14 protein-coding genes are annotated in these 22440 nt (G+C 73.9%); 11 read left to right on the top strand and 3 right to left on the bottom strand.

The window, feature by feature from the left end:
- The first annotated feature begins 21 nt into the window (after positions 1-21).
- Complete coding sequence (locus ACFWAR_RS11445) at positions 22-1500, top strand: GH1 family beta-glucosidase (protein ID WP_385775599.1); 1479 nt, start codon at positions 22-24, stop codon at positions 1498-1500.
- Positions 1501-2100: 600 nt separating this feature from the next.
- Here the strand turns inward: ACFWAR_RS11445 and ACFWAR_RS11450 are convergent.
- Positions 2101-2577 (bottom strand): cupin domain-containing protein, encoded by a 477-nt coding sequence (locus ACFWAR_RS11450; protein WP_385775602.1) that lies wholly within the window; start codon positions 2575-2577, stop codon positions 2101-2103.
- A gap of 309 nt (positions 2578-2886) precedes the next feature.
- Here ACFWAR_RS11450 and ACFWAR_RS11455 point away from each other — a divergent pair, with 309 nt between their 5' ends.
- From ACFWAR_RS11455 to ACFWAR_RS11490, 8 genes are all read left to right on the top strand, one after another.
- Entirely contained in the window at positions 2887-3228 is a 342-nt protein-coding gene (locus ACFWAR_RS11455; protein WP_385775606.1) for a DUF1330 domain-containing protein, read from the top strand.
- Positions 3229-3492: 264 nt separating this feature from the next.
- Positions 3493-4887 carry an MFS transporter gene (locus ACFWAR_RS11460; protein ID WP_385775764.1) on the top strand — a complete coding sequence of 465 codons (1395 nt, stop codon included), beginning with the start codon at positions 3493-3495 and terminating at the stop codon, positions 4885-4887.
- Between the two features lie 79 nt (positions 4888-4966).
- A complete protein-coding gene (locus tag ACFWAR_RS11465; RefSeq protein ID WP_385775766.1) occupies positions 4967-7033 on the top strand; it encodes a helix-turn-helix domain-containing protein in 2067 nt (688 codons plus the stop codon).
- A 110-nt stretch (positions 7034-7143) separates the two neighbouring features.
- Positions 7144-9090, top strand: a complete 1947-nt coding sequence (locus ACFWAR_RS11470) for an amino acid transporter (protein WP_385775609.1) — start codon at positions 7144-7146, stop codon at positions 9088-9090.
- A gap of 119 nt (positions 9091-9209) precedes the next feature.
- A complete protein-coding gene (locus ACFWAR_RS11475) occupies positions 9210-10205 on the top strand; it encodes a hypothetical protein (protein WP_385775612.1) in 996 nt (331 codons plus the stop codon).
- A complete protein-coding gene (locus tag ACFWAR_RS11480; RefSeq protein WP_385775615.1) occupies positions 10202-12277 on the top strand; it encodes a hypothetical protein in 2076 nt (691 codons plus the stop codon). Before ACFWAR_RS11475 ends, ACFWAR_RS11480 begins: the two co-directional genes overlap by 4 nt.
- Positions 12274-13227, top strand: coding sequence for an AAA family ATPase (locus ACFWAR_RS11485; RefSeq protein ID WP_385775618.1), 954 nt, complete (start codon positions 12274-12276; stop codon positions 13225-13227). Before ACFWAR_RS11480 ends, ACFWAR_RS11485 begins: the two co-directional genes overlap by 4 nt.
- Positions 13220-16078 (top strand): TIR-like protein FxsC, encoded by a 2859-nt coding sequence (locus tag ACFWAR_RS11490; protein WP_385775621.1) that lies wholly within the window; start codon positions 13220-13222, stop codon positions 16076-16078. Before ACFWAR_RS11485 ends, ACFWAR_RS11490 begins: the two co-directional genes overlap by 8 nt.
- A gap of 15 nt (positions 16079-16093) precedes the next feature.
- On the opposite strand, the gene ACFWAR_RS11495 is transcribed toward ACFWAR_RS11490, so the two are convergent.
- Positions 16094-17047 (bottom strand): helix-turn-helix domain-containing protein, encoded by a 954-nt coding sequence (locus tag ACFWAR_RS11495; protein ID WP_385775624.1) that lies wholly within the window; start codon positions 17045-17047, stop codon positions 16094-16096.
- A gap of 91 nt (positions 17048-17138) precedes the next feature.
- Between ACFWAR_RS11495 and ACFWAR_RS11500 the strand changes: the two genes are divergently transcribed.
- Both ACFWAR_RS11500 and ACFWAR_RS11505 read left to right on the top strand, forming a co-directional pair.
- Positions 17139-21368, top strand: coding sequence for a S8 family serine peptidase (locus tag ACFWAR_RS11500; protein ID WP_385775627.1), 4230 nt, complete (start codon positions 17139-17141; stop codon positions 21366-21368).
- 64 nt (positions 21369-21432) lie between these two features.
- Positions 21433-21891, top strand: coding sequence for a ricin-type beta-trefoil lectin domain protein (locus tag ACFWAR_RS11505; protein WP_385775630.1), 459 nt, complete (start codon positions 21433-21435; stop codon positions 21889-21891).
- 86 nt (positions 21892-21977) lie between these two features.
- On the opposite strand, the gene ACFWAR_RS11510 is transcribed toward ACFWAR_RS11505, so the two are convergent.
- Positions 21978-22409 carry a VOC family protein gene (locus ACFWAR_RS11510; RefSeq protein ID WP_385775633.1) on the bottom strand — a complete coding sequence of 144 codons (432 nt, stop codon included), beginning with the start codon at positions 22407-22409 and terminating at the stop codon, positions 21978-21980.
- Positions 22410-22440: the final 31 nt, after the last annotated feature.

Here is a 22440-nt window from a genome sequence, read left to right on the forward strand (position 1 = left end):
TCGCGTTGGGAGCGCCCTGCGATGACCGCGTCCGAAACCCGGCCACCGACCACCGCCCGCACCTTCCCGCCCGGCTTCCTGTGGGGCACGGCCACCGCCGCCTACCAGATCGAGGGCGCCGCCCGCGAGGACGGCCGTACCCCGTCCATCTGGGACACCTTCTCCCACACCCCGGGCAGGGTCTTCGAGGGCCACACCGGTGACGTGGCCGTCGACCACTACCACCGCTTCCGCGACGACGTCCGGACGATGTCCGAACTCGGCCTAGGCGCCTACCGGTTCTCCGTCTCCTGGTCCCGGGTCCAACCGACCGGCCGGGGCCCCGCCGACCGGCGGGGCCTCGACTTCTACCGCCGGCTCGTCGACGAGCTGCTCGGCGCCGGCATCACGCCCGCCCTCACCCTCTACCACTGGGACCTGCCCCAGGAGTTGGAGGACGCGGGCGGCTGGCCGGAGCGCGCGACCGCCGAACGGTTCGCCGCGTACGCGGGGCTCGTCGCGGACGCCCTCGGGGACCGGGTGAAGCACTGGATCACCCTCAACGAGCCCTGGTGCAGCGCCTTCCTCGGCTACGGCTCCGGCGTCCACGCCCCCGGGCGCACCGACCCGGTCGACGCCCTGCGCGCGGCCCACCACCTCAACCTGGGCCACGGCCTCGCGGCGGGTTCCCTGCGGGCCGCGCTCCCCGGGGACGCCCGGCTCGCGGTCTCCCTGAACCTGCACGAGATCCGCCCCTTGACCCCCTCCGCCGAGGACCGGGACGCGGCCCGCCGCATCGACGCCGTCGGCAACCGGATCTGGCTCGGGCCCATGCTCGAAGGCGCCTACCCGGACGACCTCCTCGACGACACCGCCCACCTGACCGACTGGGCCTTCGTCCGGGACGGCGACCGCGCCGCGATCCACCAGCCCCTGGACCTCCTCGCCGTCAACTACTACACCCCCACCGTCGTCTCGCACGTCGCACCGGGCCACCGCAAGCCGCAGGACGACGGCCACGGCGACAGTGCGCACTCGCCCTGGCCGGGCGCGGACGAGGTGGCCTTCCACAGGGCGCCGGGCGACCGCACGGCGATGGGCTGGCCGGTGGACCCGAGCGCGCTGTACGACCTCCTGACCCGGACCGCGCTCCGCTACCCCGGGCTGCCCCTCGTCGTCAGCGAGAACGGAGCGGCGTACGAGGACGAGATCGGCCCCGACGGCACGGTCCACGACCCCGAGCGAGCCGCCTACGTCCACGCCCACCTCGACGCCGTACACCGCGCGATCTCCGCCGGGGCGGACGTGCGCGGCTACTTCCTGTGGTCGCTGCTCGACAACTTCGAGTGGTCCTACGGCTATGCCAAACGGTTCGGCGCCGTCCACGTCGACTATGACACCCTCGAACGCACCCCCAAATCGAGCGCGCACTGGTACGCGACCGTGGCCCGGACCGGCGAACTGCGCCCCCCTGGCGAGCGGGGCGCGGCGCTTCGGATTCAGGAGGCGGGGCCTTCCTGACGGGGGCGGGTGCGTACCTCCGTCGTCGCGCGGAAGACGGTTCCCGCTCCCCCGAGCCGGAGCTCGTCGCCCGCCAGGGCGTAGACGGCGCGGCCGAGGCCGGGTACACGTGCTTCGTCGTCAGCCCGCAGCGCAGGACGTTGTCCGAACTCGCCATGATCTCCACGCCGAGGCCGGACAGGTAGGCGTGTGCGACGCCCGCGCCGAGGAACAGAGCCTGTCCGGGTTCCAGCTCGACATGCTGGAGCATCAGCGCGGGCAGCAGGCCGGGATCGTCGGGATGCGCGTGGGCGATGGCCGCGTACGCGGCGAGGTCCGCCCCGAACCGGCCATCGCCATCGCCATCCCCGTCGCCCGCGCCCGCGCCCAGGTGGCGTCGCCTCGGCACTGGCCACCAGGGCGCTGTCCCGGAGCATCCGGGTCGTCGAGGTCAAGGCGTCCCCGCTCGGCGCGGACGCCGCCGTGGTGGGCGCCGCCTCCCTCGTACTGCACTCGGCGTACGCGCCCCAGCTGTCCGCCCTCCTCACCGACTGAGCCCCCCGTCCGCTCCATGACGCAGCCCCAGGTCTTTGGCCTGGGGCTGCGTCATGGAACGGACGGTCAGGCGTGCTTGTCCGCGCGATGGTGGGTCGGCTGCACCGACCAGCTCGGCGGTTCGTCGTTGCCCGAGTCCTCGGCACTCTCCGCGTCGGCGAAGGTCGCGTGGACCTTGCCCGGGGCGTGGTGGACGGGGGCGTAGACGGCGTAGAGCCGCATGGGCTCGTCGCCGATGTTGGTGATGTTGTGCCACGTACCGGCGGGCACGAGGACCGCCCAGCCGTCCCCGACCTCCTGGTCGAAGTCGAGGCGATCCTTCGCACTGCCCATCTGGACTCGGCCGCGGCCCGCGTCGAGGCGGAGGAACTGGTCGGTCTCGGGGTGTGCCTCCAGGCCGATGTCCTCCCCCACCGGGATCGACATGAGGGTCAGCTGCAGGTACTTCCCGGACCAGGCGACCGAGCGGTAGTCGGCGTTGTCCAGCGTCGCCCGCTCCAGGTCGAAACTCTGAGGTGCGGGCCCGATGTCCTTGATGGTCATGCTTCTCTCCCGGTCGACGGAGACGGTAGGCGTGCGGACGCAGGTCCTGCGCCGGACCAACCCTTACAGGATCACCGCGACGTGACGGCCCGACGCCAGTGACACGCGGGCACGACGATCACGACCGCCCGACACCCGACACCGGCCGCGCGTCGCTGCCGTCGTGCCGGTGGTGGAGGTCCGTGCGGCGGACCCCACCAGGTCGGCGGTCCGGCTCCCGGCGACTACCTCCGAGGTAATCGCGTGACACACCAGCCGCGGGCTACGTTCCGGGCATCACTAGCGCCCCTCGAACGAAAGGACCCCGTGGTGCCCGCCTACGGCTTCGCCCATCTCCGCAGCCGCCGAAGTCACCCCGACATCCTCGACTACCTGGAGCGCATCCAGGCGACCCTCGACCCCTTCGGCGGCCGCTTCGTCATCCACGGTCCGCCCGTCGACGTCGTGGAGGGGTCGTGGCCCGGCAGCATGGTGCTGATCGAGTTCCCCGGCCTGACCGAAGCCCGGGCCTGGTACGACTCCCCCGCCTACCGGGCCATCCTGCGCCTGCGCACCGACCACGTGGAGGGCGACTTGCTGCTCATCGAGGGCGTCGGACCGGGCTACGACCCCGCCGAACGAGCCGCCAAGCTGCGAACCGAAGCCGGCTGAGCGATCCGGGGCCGACCGACCGCCCCGTGACCGACTCGGCCACCCCGTGATCGTCGAGCAAGCGATCCACAGGTCGAGCGCCGGTTCGGCGCCCCGCGCTCCACCGGGTGCACGCCGCGGTCGCGGGGTGCGGCCGGCCATGTGGTGCTCCGGCACACCCGGTCGGGGTTGATTGTGATGGTCGGCCACATATGCCGCCGACCTGTGGACTTCTACGTTGTGGCCACGTCCGACGTCCCCGCAGACATCCTGGAAGTGGTGCACATGGTCTCCCCCGGTACCGCCCCGAAGCCTCCGTCCGGCATCCGGCGGATCGTCGCCGCCAGTCTCATCGGGACCACCATCGAGTGGTACGACTTCTTCCTCTACGGCACCGCCGCCGCGCTCGTCTTCAACAAGTTGTTCTTCCCGACGGCCGATCCGCTGACCGGGACGCTGATCGCCTTCCTCACCTACGCGATCGGCTTCCTGGCGCGGCCGTTGGGCGGGGTGGTCTTCGGGCACTTCGGGGACAAGGTCGGGCGCAAGAAGCTGCTGGTGCTCAGCCTGCTGATGATGGGCGGGGCGACGTTCGCGATGGGGTTGCTGCCCACGCACGCGACCATCGGGATCGGTGCGCCGATCCTGCTCACGCTGCTGCGGCTGATCCAGGGCTTCGCGCTCGGCGGGGAGTGGGGCGGGGCCGTGCTGATCGTCTCCGAGCACGGCGGGGAGGAGCACCGCGGGTTCTGGGCCTCCTGGCCGCAGTCCGGCGCACCCGGTGGGAACCTGCTGGCCACCGGCGTCCTCGCGCTGCTCGCCTCCGTGCAGTCGGACGCCGCCTTCCTGGCCTGGGGTTGGCGGATCCCGTTCCTGCTCTCCGGGGTGCTGGTGGCCGTCGGGCTGTGGATCCGGCTCTCGGTGTCCGAGTCCCCGGTCTTCCTGGCCGCGCGGGCCAAGGCGGACGCGGCGGCGGCCCGCGGAGCCGCGGAACGCGCCCCCGTCGTCCAGGTGTTCCGCCGGGACTGGCGCCAGGTGCTGGTCGCCATCGGTACCCGGTTCGGCGAGAACATCTCCTACTACGTCCTCACCTCCTTCCTCCTCGTGTACGTCACCGCGCACCTGGGCCTGCCCAAGACCACCGCCCTGAACGCGGTCCTGATCGGCTCGGCCGTCCACTTCGTCACCATCCCGGCCTGGGGTGCGCTCTCCGACCGGATCGGGCGCCGCCCTGTGACGCTGATCGGTTCCGGCGGCATGGCCGTGTGGGCGTTCGTCTTCTTCGCCCTGCTCGACTCGAAGTCGTTCCCCGTGATCGCCGCGGCCGTGACCGTCGGACTGCTGCTGCACGGTGCGATGTACGGGCCGCAAGCGGCTTTCATCTCCGAGATGTTCGACACCGAGGTCCGCTATTCCGGAGCCTCGATGGGCTCCCAGCTCGCCTCGATCGTCGCCGGGGCGCTGGCCCCGATCATCGCCGTCGAACTGCTCGCGGACTACGGCTCCTCGGTCCCGGTGTCGCTCTACCTCTGCGCGGCCGCCGTGGTCACCACCCTCACCGTCGCCTTCGCCAAGGAGACCCGCGGCCGCGACCTGGCGCGTACCGTGAACGACACCTCGGCGCCCGGGGCGTCCGGACGGCCCGGGCGGAAGGCTCCGCAGACCCAGCGGGCCGCCTGACCCTGGAAGGAACTCCCGCATGACCTCGGTGTGGACGGCGGACCACGAGACGGCGGACGACGGGATGGCGGACGACGGGATGGCGGACGACGGGACGCCCGACCGCGCCGCGGCCGACCACGCGGTCCCCGACCACGCAGCGGCTGTCGCCCTGCGGGAGTTGCTCGGTCTGCTGGCCGACGGAGCACCGGCCGAACGCTTCGCCCGGCCCGCGGCGGACGCCCGCGCGGCCGGGGTCGGGGCCGGGGAGCAGGCGTGGGTGGAGGAGGCCACCCGGGTCGCCCTGGACATCCGCCGCACCCTGGACCAGCACCGGCGCCGCGAGGCGGAACTCACCGCGCTGTTCGACACCGCCGGGGACCTGGCCGCCCTGCGGGACCCGGACGCCGTCCTGCGGGCCATCGTGCACCGGGCCCGGCTGCTGCTGGGGACAGACGTCACCTACCTCACCCTCAACGACCCGGTCGTCGGGGACACCTACATGCGGGTCACCGACGGCTCCGTCTCGGCCGCCTTCCAGCAGTTGCGCCTGGGCATGGGCGAGGGGCTCGGCGGTCTGGTCGCCCAGAGCGCCCGCCCGTACGCCTCCGCCGACTACCGCGCGGACGACCGCTTCAAGCACACCGCGGCCATCGACAACGGTGTGAGCGAGGAGGGGCTGCGCGGGATCCTCGGCGTCCCGCTACGGGTGGGCAACCGGGTCATCGGGGTGCTGTACGCCGCCGACCGGGCGGTCCGCGAGTTCGCTCCCGAGGCGGTCGCCCTGCTCGCCTCGCTCGCCGACCACGCGGCCGTGGCCATCGACGGCGCCCGGCTGCTGGAGGAGACGCGCGCGGCCCTCGTCGAGCTGGGCGTGGCGAACGAGACCGTACGCGCGCACAGCGAGGCGATGCGGCTGGCCGCCGAGACCCACGACCGGCTCACCGAACTGGTGCTGCGCGGCGCCGACACGGGCGACCTGGCCCGCGAGGTCGCGGCGCTGCTGGGCGGCGGCCTGGTGGTCCACGACGCGGACGGCAGCGAACTCGCCCGGGTGGCGTCGGGACCCCGAGCGCAAGGGCAGTCGGAGACATCCGAGCGGCCGGACGCACGGGATGCACGAGACGCAAGGGACGCACTAGACGCACGGGACGCACGGGACGCGCGCGAGGCGTGGACGGCGGCGTCCCGTTCCGGGGGCCGGGCCGTGCGCGCGGCCGGGAACTGGGTCTGCGCGGTCCTCGCGGGGCCCGAACTCCTCGGCAGCATCACCCTGACCGGCCGCCCGGAGCTCCCCGACACCGACCGGCGGCTCTTCGAACGCACCGCGCTGGTCACCGCCCTGCTGCTGTTGCTGCGCCGGTCCACGGCGCAGGCCGAGGACCGGGTCCGCGGCGAGCTGCTGGGCGACCTCCTGGCCACCGGGCCCGCGGGGCGGGTCCGGGACCCCGCCGGTCAGTCGCTGCGCGCGCGCAAGCTCGGCGTCGACCTGACCCGCCCGCACGCCGTACTGGTGCTGCACTGCGACGCGGCGCAGCGGACCAGGCTGCTGGTCGAGGGGGCCCGCCGGGCCCGGGCCCTGGAGGGGCTCGCCGGACTGTACGAGGGCCGCGTGGTGCTCGTCGCGCCGACCGGGCACCCCGGTCCGCTGGCCCGCTCGCTCGCCGAGGACCTGGGCCGGGTACTGGCGGCCCCGGTCACCGTGGGCTCCGCCGGGCCGGCCGCGGGTCCGCCCGGGCTGCCCGCCGCGCACGCCGAGGCGTTGCGCTGCCTGGAGGCGCTGCACGCCCTGGGGCACACCGGGCAGGGCGCGGCCCTGCCGGACCTGGGTTTCCTCGGGATCCTGCTGGGCGAGCGCGGCGACGTGTCCGGCTACGTGGAGCGGGTGCTGGGCCCCGTACTGGACTACGACCGCAGGCGCGGCACCGAGCTGATCGGGACCCTGGAGGCGTACTACGCGCACGGGGCCAGCCTGGCCAGGGCCAAGGACGCGCTGCACGTCCACGTCAACACCGTGGTGCAGCGGCTGGACCGGATCCGCCGGCTCCTGGGCGAGAGCTGGAACTCCCCCGCGCGGGCCCTGGAGATCCAGCTCGCGCTGCGCGTGCACCGCGTGTCGGGCATCGCGCGGGACGCATCGGCCGAGGTCAGCGACCTTCCGCGTTAAGGGCGCGTCAGGATCGTCGCCCGATCGTGCACATCCGGGCGATTTCCGTACGCTCGGTCGTCGCGGCCCTCTCTTTGGCCGGATCCGGGCTGTACGACAGGAGCACCACGATGGCCGTCCCCACCCGCACCACGCGCCTGCGCGCCTGGATGTTGGAAGGCCTCACCGACCAGATGAAACAGGAGCGGGGGCGCGGTCGGCAGGACGCGCCGCGCGGTGAACACGGCCGCCCCTGGTGGCGCGTGATGTGCCTGACCGGCCTGGACTACTTCTCCACCCTCGGCTACCAGCCCGGCATCGCGGCGCTCGCCGCCGGCCTGCTCTCGCCGCTCGCCACGATCGTGCTCGTCGTCCTCACCCTGCTGGGCGCGCTGCCCGTCTACCGCCGGGTGGCCGAGGAGAGCCCGCACGGCGAGGGCTCGATCGCGATGCTGGAGCGGCTGCTGTCCTTCTGGAAGGGCAAGCTGTTCGTGCTGACCCTGCTCGGGTTCGCGGCCACCGACTTCCTGATCACGATCACCCTCTCCGCCGCGGACGCGACCGCGCACCTGGTGGAGAACCCGCACCTCACCGGTGTGCTGAGCGGGCACCAACTGGTCATCACCCTGATCATGATCGCGCTGCTGGGAGCCGTCTTCCTCAAGGGCTTCAGCGAGGCGATCGGGGTGGCCGTCGTCCTGGTGGGGACCTACCTCACGCTGAACGTGGTGGTGATGGCGGTGGGCCTGTGGCAGGTGGTGACCGAGCCGCACGTGGTCACCGACTGGTCGCACGCGCTCACCGCCCAGCACGGCAACCCGTTCATGATGATCGCCATCGCCCTGGTCGTCTTCCCCAAACTGGCCCTCGGGCTCTCCGGGTTCGAGACGGGCGTCGCGGTCATGCCGCACGTCCAGGGCGACCCGGACGACACGCACGACCGGCCCGCCGGGCGGATCCGCGAGACCAAGAAGCTGCTCACCACGGCCGCCGTAATCATGAGCGTCTTCCTGATCTGCTCCAGCTTCATCACCACCCTGCTGATCCCCGCCGCCGAGTTCGAGCCGGGTGGAGCGGCGAACGGTCGCGCGCTCGCCTACCTCGCGCACGAACACCTCGGCTCCACCTTCGGCACCGTCTACGACGTCGCGACGATCCTCATCCTCTGGTTCGCCGGTTCCTCGGCCATGGCCGGTCTCCTCAACCTGATGCCGCGCTATCTCCCCCGCTACGGCATGGCCCCGCACTGGGCCCGCGCGCTGCGCCCGATGGTCATCGTCTTCACCCTCGTCGCCTTCCTCGTCACCTGGCTCTTCGACGCCGACGTCGACGCGCAGGGCGGCGCGTACGCCACGGGGGTCCTGGTCCTGATCACTTCGGCCGCCGTCGCCGTCACGATCGCCGCCCGGCGGGCCCGCCAGCGCGGCTGGACCCTCGCCTTCGGCCTGATCTCCGCGGTCCTCCTCTACACGACGGCGGTCAACGTGGTGGAGCGGCCCGACGGCGTGAAGATCGGCGCCTGCTTCATCGCGGGCATCATGGCGCTCTCCCTGCTCTCCCGCCTCGCCCGCGTCTTCGAGCTGCGCGTCACGGACGTGGAACTCGACGAGATGGCGCAGCGGTTCGTGCGCGACACCGCCAACCGCACCATCCGCTTCATCGCCAACGAACCCGACAGCCGCGACCTCGCCGAGTACCGGGACAAGGTGGAGCAGATCCGCGCCGACAACGACGTACCGGTCACGGACGACGTGCTGTTCGTCGAGGTCACGGTCCTGGACCCGTCCGAGTTCGAATCCGGTCTGCGGGTGCGGGGCGAGGTGCTCCACGGCCGCTACCGCGTGCTGACCCTGGAGAGTTCGACCGTACCGAACGCCCTCGCCGCGCTGCTCCTGCACGTGCGCGACACGACCGGGCAGCGGCCCCACATCTACTTCGAGTGGACCGAGGGCAACCCCTTCACCCATTTCCTGCGCTTCTTCCTCTTCGGTCAGGGCGAAGTCGCCCCGGTCACGCGCGAGGTCATCCGCGAGGCCGAACCCGACCGCGCCCGCCGCCCGCACGTCCACGCGGGCTGAGGCCGCCCGGATCGGACGCCAGTCCGGCGTCCGAGGACCCACCCGGGGCGATCAGGGCGCGCGGCGGCAGGTGCGTTGCTAACCTGCCAACACACCGCGCTGTACCAGGGGAGGGTCCGATGCGGCCACGGCTGGTGTTCGTCCACGGGATCGGCGGACCGCGCGATCCGGAAGGCGAACGCGTCGCGTGGGCAGGGGCGTTGGCCGAGGGCATGCGGGCGGCCGGGCACGCCGGAGCGGCGGCCGCGCTGGCCCGCGGCGGGGCGGTCGAGTGCGCGTTCGCCTACTACGGCGACCTGTTCCACCAGGAGCAGGCGCAGGGCGCCGGGGATCCGGGGAGCGATGCGGACGCGGCCACGGACGCGGTCCTGGCGGAGCTGCTGGTCGCCTGGGTGGAGCACCTGACGGAGGCGGCGGACGCGGACGAACTGCGGATCCTGGACCACGCCCGGGCGCAGGCCGCCCCCAGGGCGCAGGAGCAGGGCGGCGGGCAGGTCGTACGCCGCGCGCTCGACGTGGTCACCACGGTCCTGGCGCTGCGGCCGTGGAGCGGCGCCGGTCGCTGGATCACCCCCAAGGTGATGGTCGGTCATCTCGCCCAGGTCGCGCGGTACTTGGCCCGCGTCGAAGCCGGTGCGGACGGCGCCGGGCTCGACCGGCGCATCCGCGCCCGGGTCGCCGAGGCGGTGGGCGACGGGCCGGCGGTGGTCGTGGCGCACTCCCTGGGGTCGGTCGTCGCGCTGGAGGCGCTCCACGAACTCGCGGCACCGGTGCCGTTGTTCGTCACGATCGGCTCCCCCCTCACCATGCGGACGGCCGTGTGGCCCCGGCTCGTCCCGCAGCCCCCGGTCGTGCCCGAGGGGGTCGGCGACTGGCTGAACTTCTGGGACCGCGACGACGTCCTCACCGTCCGGCCGCGGCTGGAGCGGGACGTACGGGGCAACTCCGCCGGCGTCGTACCGCGATCGCGCCGGGTCGATTCGGACGGCGTCTGGGTGCACTCCGCCGAGAAGTACCTGGCGCAACCGGCCGTCGCCGGTCCCGTCGCCGAGGCGCTGTCCCGGCTCGCGCGCCCGCGGTCGGGCGCGGACACGGACGGCGGGCAGCCCTGGTGAGAGGCCGCCGGGCCGGGCGGCGCCACGTCCTGGTGATCGCACCGCAGTGCCCCTCGATGGTCCGGCTGACCTCGTTGGAGGAGGCGGCCGCCGCGCTGTACGGGGCCCTGGCCGACGCCTCGCTCGGTGCCTGCGAACCGGGGCTGCCGGCCGGGCGCTCCTCCCTGATCAGCGGTGACGACCTGACCAGCGCGGCCCTCGTGGAGAGCGTGGGCGCCGCCATCGACCACGCGGCCGAGCACCGCGCGACGCTCGTCCTCGCCTTCCTCGGGCACGGCTTCGCCGCCGGGCGCACCAGCACCCTGCACCTCATGTGCGCCGACTCCACCGACGACCTGCGGCACGGCGCGGTGAACGTGAGCGAGCTGCTGGTGCGGGCCGCGGACCACCCCGGGGTCGACGGCGTGCTCGGCGTCGTCGACACCTGCCACGCCGCCGGAGCGCCGCCCGCGGTGGCGGACCTGGCCGGGGGCGCCCGCAACGGCCGGACCCGGCTGGGGCTGCTGATGGCCTCCTCCCTCGGACAGCCCGCCGTCGACCTCGCCTTCTCCCGGAAGCTGACCGCCGTCCTGCGCGAGGGCCTGCCCGGCGTCGGGGCCACCCTCGGCGTGGCCGCCACCCGTGAGGCGCTGCGCGGCCTCCTGGTCGGGCAGAACGTCTCCGGATTCGACTACGACGGGGACGGCGCGGCCGACGAACCCCTGTGGATCGCCCGCAACGCCCGCGCCCGGCAGGGCCTGTCGGGCGGCTTCGGCGGGGTGCTCGCCGGTGAGGAACTCACCGAGGCGTTCGCGGCCCTGGATCCCGCGATGCCCGTGCCGGACGGCGCCCCGGACGTGCGGGCGGCCCTGCGCTGCCGCGGCGAACTGCTGCGCCACCCGCCCGGACCGCTGCGCGAGCGGGCGCTACGCGGCCTCGACGGACTCCTCGTCGCGGTCCGCACGGTCGACTTCGTCCGTAGCTGGCTCGGCGCCGAGCTGACCACCGCCCGGCTGCGGCACACCCTGTACAGCATGCTGGCGGCCGAGGGACGCCTCCCCGCGACCGGCGCCCCGCACCTCTCCGACGTCGCCATCATCGACGAGCTGGTCTTCAACCACCCGGACACCGAACGGGACGGCAGGCGGGCCGTCGCCCGCTTCGTCACGCTCCTCGCCCAGGTCTGCGGCCGGGACCCGGGGGACCCCGAGCTGCGCGCCTGGGCCGCGCGGATCGAGGCTCCCGTCGAGGTCAACGACGCCATCGAGCACACCGCCCGGCGCGCGGCCGGCCAGCGGCTCGGCCTCGTCGTCAGCCTGCACTCCTCCCTGATCGGGGACTGGCCCGAAGTCCTCGACGGCTGGCTGCTCCTGGACGGTTCGGTCATCCACCACGAGCAGTTCCCCAGCGACAGCGCGGACCGCGCGGGCGCCGAGAACGCCGTCGAGGAGGCCGTCCTGTGGGCCGAGGAGCACGCCCGCACCCTCGAACTCCCCCTGAAACGCCTGGACCTGGCCGTGCCGAGCGGTCCGTTGCTGACCTGGCGGCCCGAAGAGGTGGGCGCCGCCATGCTCCTGGGCATCCGGTACGACGTGCACCTGCACTGGAGCAGTCGGCTGACCCCCGACGCGGCGCTGCGCAGCATCGAGCCGGTGGTCGCCGCGCGGTGGGAGTCGATCGCCGAGTGCCGGGGGAGCACGCCCGTGGACTGGCTCGCGCACGAGGACCTGCTCGACGCGGCGCGGCTGCGCGGGCACCTGCGGGTCGGGCGCTACGCCCGCGGGATCGGCCTCAGCAGCCATCCCGGCGCCGACGCGCGGCTGATGGAGACGCTGCTCGCCTACACCCCGGTGCTGCTGTGGCCGGACGGCGCCGCGGGCTTCCCCGAGGAGCGGCGCGCCGTCCTCGACCGTGACTGGTGGGCCATGCCGGGCGCCCTGGCGCAGGCCTACCGCGAACGGTGGCGCGGCGTCGAAGGCGCCGACCTCGCCGATCTGCGCGCCGTCTGGGACGACGAGCACTGGCTGCGCTTCTGCCGCCTCCTGCGGACGGCGCCCCTGCCCGTCCGCGACCGAGCCGAGGGGACCCCATGACCTGGGACGCGTACTACCGGGGCGACGGCGTGCCGAGGCCCGCCGCCGCCCTCCCCGCCCCGCCGCCGTGGCGGACCTTCCCGATCCCGTCGGCCGCCGGTGTGTTCCGGCCTCCGGCGGGGCTGACCGACGCCGTGAACGCGGCCCTGGCGCTGCGCAGGCCGCTGTTGATCACCGGCGGCCCGGGCACCGGGAAGTCCACGGTGATCGAGCAGGTGGCCGCCGAGCTGGACCTGGGGCCCGTACTGCGCTGGCACGTCACCTCGCGCAGTACGCTCGCGGACGCCCTGTACCGCTACGACGCGCTCGGCCGCATCCACGCGCACCGGCTCCAGCAGGAGAAGGCCCGGGCCGGAAACGAAGCGGGTACGGACGACATCGCCGCCTTCTTGACCCTCGGGCCGCTGGGGACCGCGCTGCTGCCCTCGCCCCGGCCGCGCGCGCTGCTCGTCGACGAGATCGACAAGGCCGACCTGGACCTGCCCGGGGACCTCCTCGACGTCCTGGAACGGGGCGAGTTCCGCGTCACCGAGCTGATGCGCGAGGAGCAGGACCGGGCGCTGGTGCGGGTCTGGGAGAGCGGGGCGCGCCACCTCGTGGAGGACGGGCACGTGCAGTGCACCGAGTTCCCCTTCATCGTGATGACGAGCAACGGCGAACAGGAGCTGCCGGCCCCCTTCTTGCGGCGCTGCGTGCGCTACACCATGCCCAAGCCGACCGCCGAGCTGATCCGCGGCGTCGTACGGGGCCACCTGGGCCTGGAGGTCGGCGACGCGGGTCCGGCGGCCGAGCTGGTGGACGGCTTCGTGCGGCGGGTCGCGGCGGGCGAGAGCGTGGCCGTCGACCAACTCCTGGGCACCCTGCACCTTTTGGACGGCCCCGCTCGGATGGCGGACGCCGAGCGGGAGAAGCTGATCGCGCTCCTGATGCGGGACCTCTCGGGTGCCTGACGCCCCCGCACCGCCGCCGCCCCCGGCCCCGGACCGCGAGGGCGACCCGCTGGCGGCCGTCACCGGGGCCCTGCACGGGCTCGGTCGGGGGCTGGACGCACTCTCGATCGCCGAAGTGCTCTGGCTGGCGGCGACGGCCGGGCAGCACGACCCGGCGGCGAGCGCCGCGGCCGCCCCCGGCGCCCCGGCGCCCGACGCCGCCACGGCTGCTGGAGCGGGCGCCGTCGACGCGCGCGAACGGATCGGGCGACGGCCGGGTCTCGGGGTGTACGGACCGTCGGGGCCGGGCGGCGCTTCGCTGCCCGCCCGGGAGATGTCGGTGCCCCGCGCCGCGGCGCTGCCCCGTGCCCGGGAGCTCGCCCGCGCGCTGCGGCCGCTGCGCCGGGTCTGGCCCGCGGGCCGCGGAACGCGGCTGGACGTCGGGGAGACGGTCGCGGGGTACGCCCGCAGCGGGGAGCTGCTGCCCGCCTTCCGCCCCGCCCCGGAGCGCTGGTTCGACCTGACCGTCGTGCTCGACCGGTCCCCGACCATGGCCGTCTGGCAGGACACGGGCGCCGAGCTGCTGAAGGTGCTGGCCTCGACGGGAGCGTTCCGCACGCTCCGGGTCCGGGAGGCCGCCTCGTGGCCGCCGGTCGCCGCCACCAGCCCCGGTACGGGTGCGGGCGGCCTCGGCGCCGGGGCTCCGTCGGCGCGGCCCCGGCGGCTGGTCCTCGTCCTCTCCGACTGCGTGTCCGGCGCCGGGGGCGAGCGCGCCTTCTGGGACCGGCTGCGCGGTTGGGCCGCGGCCACCCCCACCGTGCTGGTGAACCCGCTGCCGTCGCGGATCTGGCGGTACAGCGGACTCGACCTCCCGGCGGTGCGGGTCACCCCGCCCGGGGCGCCGGGCGCGCGCAACCCCGCGCTGCGGTTCGCGGTCCCCCCGCTGGCGGAGCTGGCGTACGGGCCGTCGGCGCGGGAGCACGCGCCGGTCGGCGGCCACGGGGACGCCTGGCTGCCGCTGCCCGTCGTCGGGCTGACGCCGCGCTCCGTCTCCCGCTGGGCCCGCACGCTGATGCGGGGCGACCCGGACGGCTGCGAGGCGGTGCTGCTCCCCGGTCCGGGGCTGGTCGGCCCGGCGCCCGCCGCGCCGGGGGAAGGGCCCGCCGACGCCGCGCGGACGGCCGAGGCGTTCCTGCGCCGGGCCTCGACACCGGCCGTCCGGCTCGCGGTGCTCTGCTCGGCGTACCCGCAGCTGTACACCGGCCTGCTCCACGTGATCCGGCAGGAGCTCGTCCCGGAGGCCACGGCGGCCGATCTGGCCGAGGTGGTCGTCGGCGGCCTGTTCCTCGTCGAGGCGCGGGCGGCCGGGGCGGAAGCGGGGGTCGGGCCGGGCGGGCCGGTGCTCCGCTTCCGGGACGGCGTGCGCGAGCACCTGGCGCCGCGGCTCGGCGCCCGGGACGCGCTGCGCACCCGTGAGGTGCTGACCCGGTTCGTCGCGGCGCACACCGCGGCACCCGGCCGCTTCCCGGCACTGGTGCCGGACGCGGCGGGGGCCGCCGGGATCGGGCCGGAGGCGGAGCCCTTCGCCCGCGCGTCCGACCGTACGCTCCGCGACCTCGGAGCCGGGTCCGGCACCGGCACCGGCCGCCCGGTGACGAGCGGGGTGGCGGCACCGGGGGTACGGTCCCCCGCCCGGCCCTACTTCTTCCTGAGCTACGCTCATACGCCGCTTCTCGGCTCACGGACCACCGACTCGAACCGGTGGGTGCGGCGCTTCTTCCGCGACCTCTGCGAAGAGGTGCTCGCGCTCGCGGACCTGCCCGCCGGCGTTGCCGCCGGGTTCATGGACGAGCAGCTGGATCCCGGGGCGCGATGGGCCGAACGGTTGAGCGAAATGCTGTCGGCCAGCCGGGTGTTGGTCCCGCTCTACTCGCCCCGCTACTTCACCAGCGAGAGCTGCGGCAAGGAGTGGTACGCCTTCGCCCAGCGTTCCGTCGTCCAAGGCGCGCACGACGCCGAGCGGGTCCAGGCCGTGGTGCCCGCGGTCTGGGTGCCCGTGCCACCGCACCTGATGCCCCGCCCCGCGCGACAATTCCCGGTCGACGCGCGCTCCTTCGGGGAGCACTACACGACCGAGGGGCTGTACGGGCTGATCCGGCTCCGCTCCTACGCCCACGAGTACCGGCAGGCGGTCGGCCAACTGGCCGCGCGGATCGTGGGCGTGGCCGAGTCCACCCGCGGAGCATCCGCCGTGACCGTCGACTACCTCCGGGCACCTTCCGCGTTCAGGTCGCACGCGCCGGGCGAGGAGAGCCTGCGGATCGCCGTGGTGGCCCCGACCCTGCGCGACCTGCCCCAGGGGCGCGACCCCCGCTACTACGGCGACGTGCCCGATCGCTGGAACCCGTACCACCCCGATTCCCGGCGGCCCCTCGTGGACGTGGCCACCGACCTCGCCTTCCACCTCAACGACCAGGTGGACGCCACCACTCTGGACGCCGAGGTCGCCCGGGTGGAGCGCGCCGGCCCGTCCACCGGACCGCTGGTCCTGCTCGTGGACCCCTGGGCGCTCAGCGTGCCGCGGCTGCGCGCCGCGCTGATCGCGCTGCGGGAGGCCCGGGAGCCGGGAACCGTGGCCCTGGTCGCCTGGAACCGCCGGGACGAGCAGAGCCACCACGCGCGCACGAGCCTCCTCGACGCGCAATACGGCGTGCTGCCCGCCCGGTGGTACGGGCCCGACGGCCACGTTTCCGAGAGCGTCCGCGGCCTGATCAACCTGGGGGCGTTCGGCGCCGCGGTGCCCCGGGCCGTGGCGGACGCCTACGCCGCCTACCTGGACCACGGCCTCGGCAGCACCCCGGAACCCGAATAGGCCCGAACGGGGCGGTCAGATCCAGCCGCGGCGGGCCGCGACGACCCCGGCCTGGAAGCGGTTCACCGCGCCCAGGAGTTCGTGGAGGTGGCTCATGCGTCGGCGCATGGTGCGCACGGACCAGCCGAGCTGACGGGCGATGGCCTCGTCCTTGAGGCCGCTGACCAGCAGGGTGAGCACCAGGCGGTCCTCCTCGCCGAGCGGGTCCTCGGCGGGGGCGTCGAGCGGCAGGGCCTGTTTCCAGCACAGCTCCCAGTAGTCGGTGAGGGCGTCCAACAGGCTGGAGGGGCGGATGACCGCGGCGCGCACGCCGTCGAGGTCCAGGGAGAGCGGCATCAGCGCCAACCGGCGGTCGGCGATGGCCAGTTTGATCCGCAGGCCCGGCATCACCCGGGCCTGTTCGCCGCGGCGCACCAGGCCGCGGATGTCTTCGAGCACCCCCGGCCACTCCAACGCCTCCGGCGCGTAGACCGCGCGGTAGCGCACGCCGCGCCCGAGCGCGGTGCTCTCCACCGGGTTGGAGGTGGTCAGTGCGTACGGCGGCCGGTCCAGTGTCATGACGTCCTCGCGCGCCTCCTGTTGGAGGCGCACGAACCACCGGCCGAGCGCCTCCCGGCCGGTGGTGATCTCCACCTCGTCCTCTCCGGCGGTGCCGGCCTGGGCCGCCGCGAAGAGGCGGGACAGCTCGCCCGCCGCCGAACGGACCCGGTCCAACTCCGCGGCCCTGGTGCGCACCAGGGACTCGACCGCGCCCGCCGGCTCGATCGCGGCGTACCGGCGGCGGACACCCGCGAGCCGCCCGACCAACCCCTGGTCGTGCAGTCGGTCCAGCGCCCGGGCGGCGCGGACGGGTGAGCAGCCGAGGTCGGCGGCGAGTTCGGTGGGCGCCGCCGTACGACGGGTCAACACGGCCCGGTAGACGCTCTCGTCGAACGGATCGATGCCTGCGGGGGTGAGATCGTTCGTCATATGCGGATACTGGCCCACTTGTGCCAGCGGCAGCAATGGGCCGCCGGGATCCGTTGTACGGAGAGTGACTTCGGGGCTAGGACTTCTCCCCATGGCCAAGAACCCACGAAGAAGCCGACGCCTGGTGGCCGTCACGGTCACCACCGTCGCGCTCGCCGGGACGCTCACCGCGATGCCCGCCACAGCGACCGCGACCGCGACGTCACCCGACCCGAACCAGCGGGTCATCGTCGAACTGTCCGGGAACGCCGCCGTCACGGCCGCCCCCGGCGGCTCCCTCACCTCCCTGGCCGCCGGCGCCGCCGCCACCGTCGGTGACGCCCGACGGGCCCTGGAAGCACGGCAGGACGCCTTCGTCGGGGCCGTGCGGGGCGCCGGGCTGCACCCCGCATCGCCCCGCAAACTCGGCCTGCTCGTCAACGCCGTGGCGATGACGGTGCCCGCCTCCGAGACGGCGCGGCTGGCCGCGCTGCCGGGCGTCACCGCCGTCCGGCCCGACACCCGGATACAGGTGCGCACGGACGTCAGCGTGCCGCTGACCGGCGCGCCCGAGGTCTGGAAGCGCGCGGACCCGGCCGGGGTGAAGGCCACCGGCAAGGGCACCGTCGTCGCGGTCCTGGACAGCGGCGTGGACTACGGCCACCCCGACCTGGGCGGCGGCTTCGGCAAGGGCCACAAGGTCGTCGGCGGCTTCGACTTCGCCAACGGCGACGACGACCCGATGGACGACAACGGTCACGGCACCCACGTCGCGGGCATCATCGCGGGCAAGGCGGCCGCGAAGGGCGGCGTCACCGGCATGGCGCCGGACGCCAGTCTGCTGGCCTACAAGGTCACCGGCGCCGACGGCAGCGGCTACACCTCCGACATCATCGCGGGCATCGAGGCGGCGGCCGACCCGGCCAACCCCCATCCGGCCGACGTCATCAACATGAGCCTGGGCGGCCCCGGCGACGGCACCGACCCGCTGGGCCGCGCGGCGAGCGCCGCCGTGCGGGCCGGAGTGGTCGTCGTCGCGGCGGCGGGCAACGAAGGACCCGGCAGCGGGACCGTCAACACCCCGGCGTCGGCCGACGGCGTCATCGCGGTCGGCGCCTCCACCAGCGGGGTGCGGATGCCCAGCGCCTACCTGGCGGGCAAGGAGCCCGAACTGATCCAGACGTACCGGGGCATCCTGTCCGCGAACCCGCCGCGGGAGCCGGTCACCGCGCCGCTCGTCGACGTCGGCGCGGGCACCGCCGAGGACTGGAAGCGGGTCGGTGACGTACGGGGCAAGATCCTGCGGGCCGACATCCTCGTACCGCCCAGTACGGACGTCCTGAGCGGGAACGACATCGACTGGGCGCGCGAGGCCGAGAAGCGCGGCGCGCTCGCCGTGCTCGGCGGTCTCCCGCAGAACGGCGGCCCCGTGCTCGCCGCCGCCCCGGGGACGGTCGACGCCACGGCGACTCCCGCCCGCCCCGACCTCGGCCGGAGCGCCGCCTCGGGCGACTCGTTGCGCATGGACCGCCTGGTCGTCATGGGCATCGACACGACCCAGTACGCCCAGCTGAGCCGTCGACTGGCCGCCGGCAAGGTGTCCGTCACCCTGCGCGGCAGTGACTCCACCGACGAGATCGCCTCGTTCTCGTCGCGCGGACCCGCCACCGGTTTCGGCCTCAAGCCCGATCTGGTCGCACCCGGAGTGGAGATCCGCTCCACGATCCCCACCTCGATGTACGAACCCGGTGTCTACCGCATGTCGGGCACCTCGATGGCGAGCCCGCACGTCGCCGGAGCCGCCGCCCTGCTGCGCCAACTGCGCCCGCACCAGGCCCCGGACGCCATCAGGTCCGCACTGGTCGGCACCGCGAAGCAACTCGCCGGCACCGGCCCCACCGTCCAGGGCGGTGGACGGCTCGACGTGGCCGCCGCGGCCTCGGCCACCCTCGCCGCCTCCCCGACGGCCGTGTCGTTCGGCCTCGCCGACCTGGCGGAGAAGACCGTCGGCGGCGCCGCGAAGGTACGCCTGACCAACCCCGGCAAGGAACCGCTGACCGTCAACCTCGCCAGTACCGGGCCCACCACCGTCTCCCCGGCGCGGGTCACCGTACCCGCCGGGGGATCCGCGACCGTCACCGTCACCCTGCGCGCCGACCGCCCGGCCACCGACACCGAGATCAGCGGCCGGATCACGGCCACCCCCGACCGCGGCCCGGCCCTGCGGGTGCCGTACCTGCTCGTCGTCCGGCACCTGGTCGTCCAGGCGTCGCCCGACCCGAGCGACGGCCGCTCCACCGTGCACGTCGCCGCCCCGACCGCCCTGAACGCACCGCCGCAGATCGAGGTGACGCCGCCGCGCGGCAAGCCCTTCACCCTGCCCACCACCATGAACGGGGCCGGCTACTACCAGGCCGACGTGACGGGGAAGGCGGCCGGCGCCTACCGGTTGGCCGTGCGGGCCAGGACCACCGACGGCCGACTCATCACCGGCACCGGCGCCTTCGAGGTCACCCCCGTCGACAGCCGCGGCAACCGCTGGGAGCCCATCGGCCCGAACAGCGAGGCCGGCCACCTCGCGCTCTCGCCCGCCCGGCCGAAGCAGGCCGTCGTGACCCAGTTCCGCAAGGCCGCCCCCTGGCTGACCACCGACGGCGGCGCCAACTGGCGCCAGGTGGGCAGGCTCCCGATCGCCGACGGCAACGGCACCGGAGCGGTCGTGGTCGACGCCCACCGCCCCGATCGCTGGTGGTACGCCGTGAACACGGCCGCCGACCCCACCCGCCGGGGCACGATCCTGCGCACCGACGACAACGGCCGCACCTGGCGCGCGTTGGCCGTGCCCGACGCGCACATCGACGAGTTCGTCGCGGACGAGCAGACCCGTACCCTCGCCGCGATGGTCGGCTCCGCGCTGCTGGTCAGCACCGACGCGGGCGACCACTGGGCGACGTACCCCACCGGCGTGACCGGCGCCGTCCGCGACGCCACCCTGGTCGGCGACACCCTCTACCTGGCGACCTTCGAGGGCGTCTGGCGGATCGACGGCGTCGGCAGGGGCGACCCCGGCGCCGCCCACCTCGTCCTCGACGAGCCGGTGAACACCATCCGCGGCCTGGCGGCCGACTCCACCGTGGTGGTCGCCTACGTGCCCGGCACGGGCGTCCGCGGCTCCTACGACAAGGGCCGCACCTGGTCCACCCTGCTCCCCCTACCGGAGGGCGGCAACGGACTGTCCGCCTCCGGCGGTGACCTGTACCTGCGCGCGCTGTTCGGCGCCGGGCAGGTGAGCCGCGACCACGGCAGGACCTGGAAGCCCGCGCCCGCCCCCTCCAAGGCCGCCATCGCGATGGACTACGACCGCTGGGCCGACGGCTCGGTGACCGTGTCCAGCGAACAGGACGGCCTGTACCGCGGCTCCGCCGACGGCACGGGCTACCGCAGGATCGGCGTGCAGGGCCTGACCACCTTCGCCCTCGCGGCCTCCGGCGACCAGCTGCTCGCCGCGACGGTGAGCGGCACCTACCGCACCACGATCCCCGTCGCCGGTCCCGAGTGGGGCCAGTCCGGATCGGAGGGCAGGACCGGGCGCCTCACCTCGCACATCGCCGTCTCGCCGAAGGACTCCAAGGTGGTGTGGCAGGTCCGGCGCACCGCGACCGGCCTCTTCGAGGTCTCCCGCAGCGGTGACTCGGGCCGGACCTGGCAGGTGAAGGGCACCTCGTCGGAGATACCGACCTCGCTCCTGATCCACCCGGCCGACCCGGACCGGGTGACGGTCGGCTTCAAGAGCATCCTCGGCGACGGGCTGTTCACGACGTCCGACGGCGGCAGGACCTGGAAGAACCTCTTCCACGAGCGGTCCTTCGACGCCATGGCCGGCGACCCGCGCGATCCGCGGCGCGTCTGGCTCGGCAACGCCTCGGGCCTCTACCGCTCGGACGACGGCGGCGTCACCAAGACCAAGGTCGCCGATGGCCCCGTCACCGCGCTCGCGATGGACGGCCGCCGCCTGCTCGTCGGCGGCTCGTCCGTCCGGATCAGCACGGATGACGGCAGGACCTTCCGCACCGCCGACACCGGGCCGCTCGCGGTCCACGTCTCGGACCTGCTGCGCGTCGGCGGAGCGCTCTACGCGGCCACCACCGGCTCGAAGGAGTCCGGACTCGTCCAGGGCGGCCGGGGCGTACTGCGCAGCACCGACAACGGCCTCACCTGGGAGAACGTCTCGAACGGCCTACAGAACACGGACACCACCAAGCTGGCCGCCGCCCCCGACGGCCGGACCCTCTACGTCGGCACGGTCGACGGCGGGGTCCACCGCCTGACCCTGCACCGCTGACCGACCCGCCCGTGGCCGACCGGCCCCCCTCCCGCCACCGACCGAAGAAACGGGGAATTCAGACGTGAACATCAAGCGCATGGCGCAGGCGGCCGGAACGGCTGCGCTCGCCCCGATCCTCGTCCTCGCGATGAGCTCCGTGGCCCGCGCCGACGGGTTCGTCCACTGGGACCACAAACCCACGAACAAGTGCCTCCAGGTCCACCGGGATTGGAAGGGCAACCCGGACGACGTCTACGTTCAGGAATGCTCCTACGAGCCCTTCTACGACGTTCACCTGAGCGACGGGAGCTGGCTGGAGAAGGACCGGTCCAAGCAGGACTACTGCATGACGGCCTACACCGACCACGACGTCTACATGGAGCCGTGCAGCGGCAACAACTACCAGCGCTGGGACGAGATCGACACCGGCGCGGGGTGGAAGCTGCGGAACCGGCAGACGCAGGAATGCCTCGACAGCAACGGAACCTCCGTGTACATGCACGAGTGCAATGCCGGCAACCAGTGGCAGCTCTGGGTCTGACCCGGAACCGGCCTTCGGGGCAGCCGATTGCGGCTGCCCCGAGGGCCGCGGACGCTTGCCCACCTCGCGGTCCCGGAGGAGGAGGATCAGGCGAGGCAGAACTCGTTGCCCTCGATGTCCTGCATCGTGATGCACGACTCGTTGACGCCATCGGCGCGCTGCGTCAGCACGTGCTTCCCGCCGAGCGCCGTCAGCCGCGCGCACTCGGCCTCGAGCGTGGCCAGCCGCTCATCACCCACGAGCCCGGTGCCGACCCGCACATCGAGGTGCACCCGGTTCTTGACGACCTTGCCCTCGGGAACTCGCTGGAAGAGCAGGCGCGGGCCCGCGCCCGAGGGATCGGTGCACGCGAAATAGGCCTCGTCCTCGGGCGGCAGCGAGCCGAGGCACTCCTCCCACGTGGCGAACCCCTCCGGGACCGGCGGCAGGACGTACCCCAGCACCTCGCACCAGAAGTCGGCGAGGCGCGCGGGCTCCGCGCAGTCGATGGTTACTTGGATCTGTCTGATCGTTGACATCGGCGCACGATAACAGGGGCCCCGCCCATTT

This window comes from Streptomyces sp. NPDC059917, assembly GCF_042730635.1.
GTDB lineage: Bacteria > Actinomycetota > Actinomycetes > Streptomycetales > Streptomycetaceae > Streptomyces.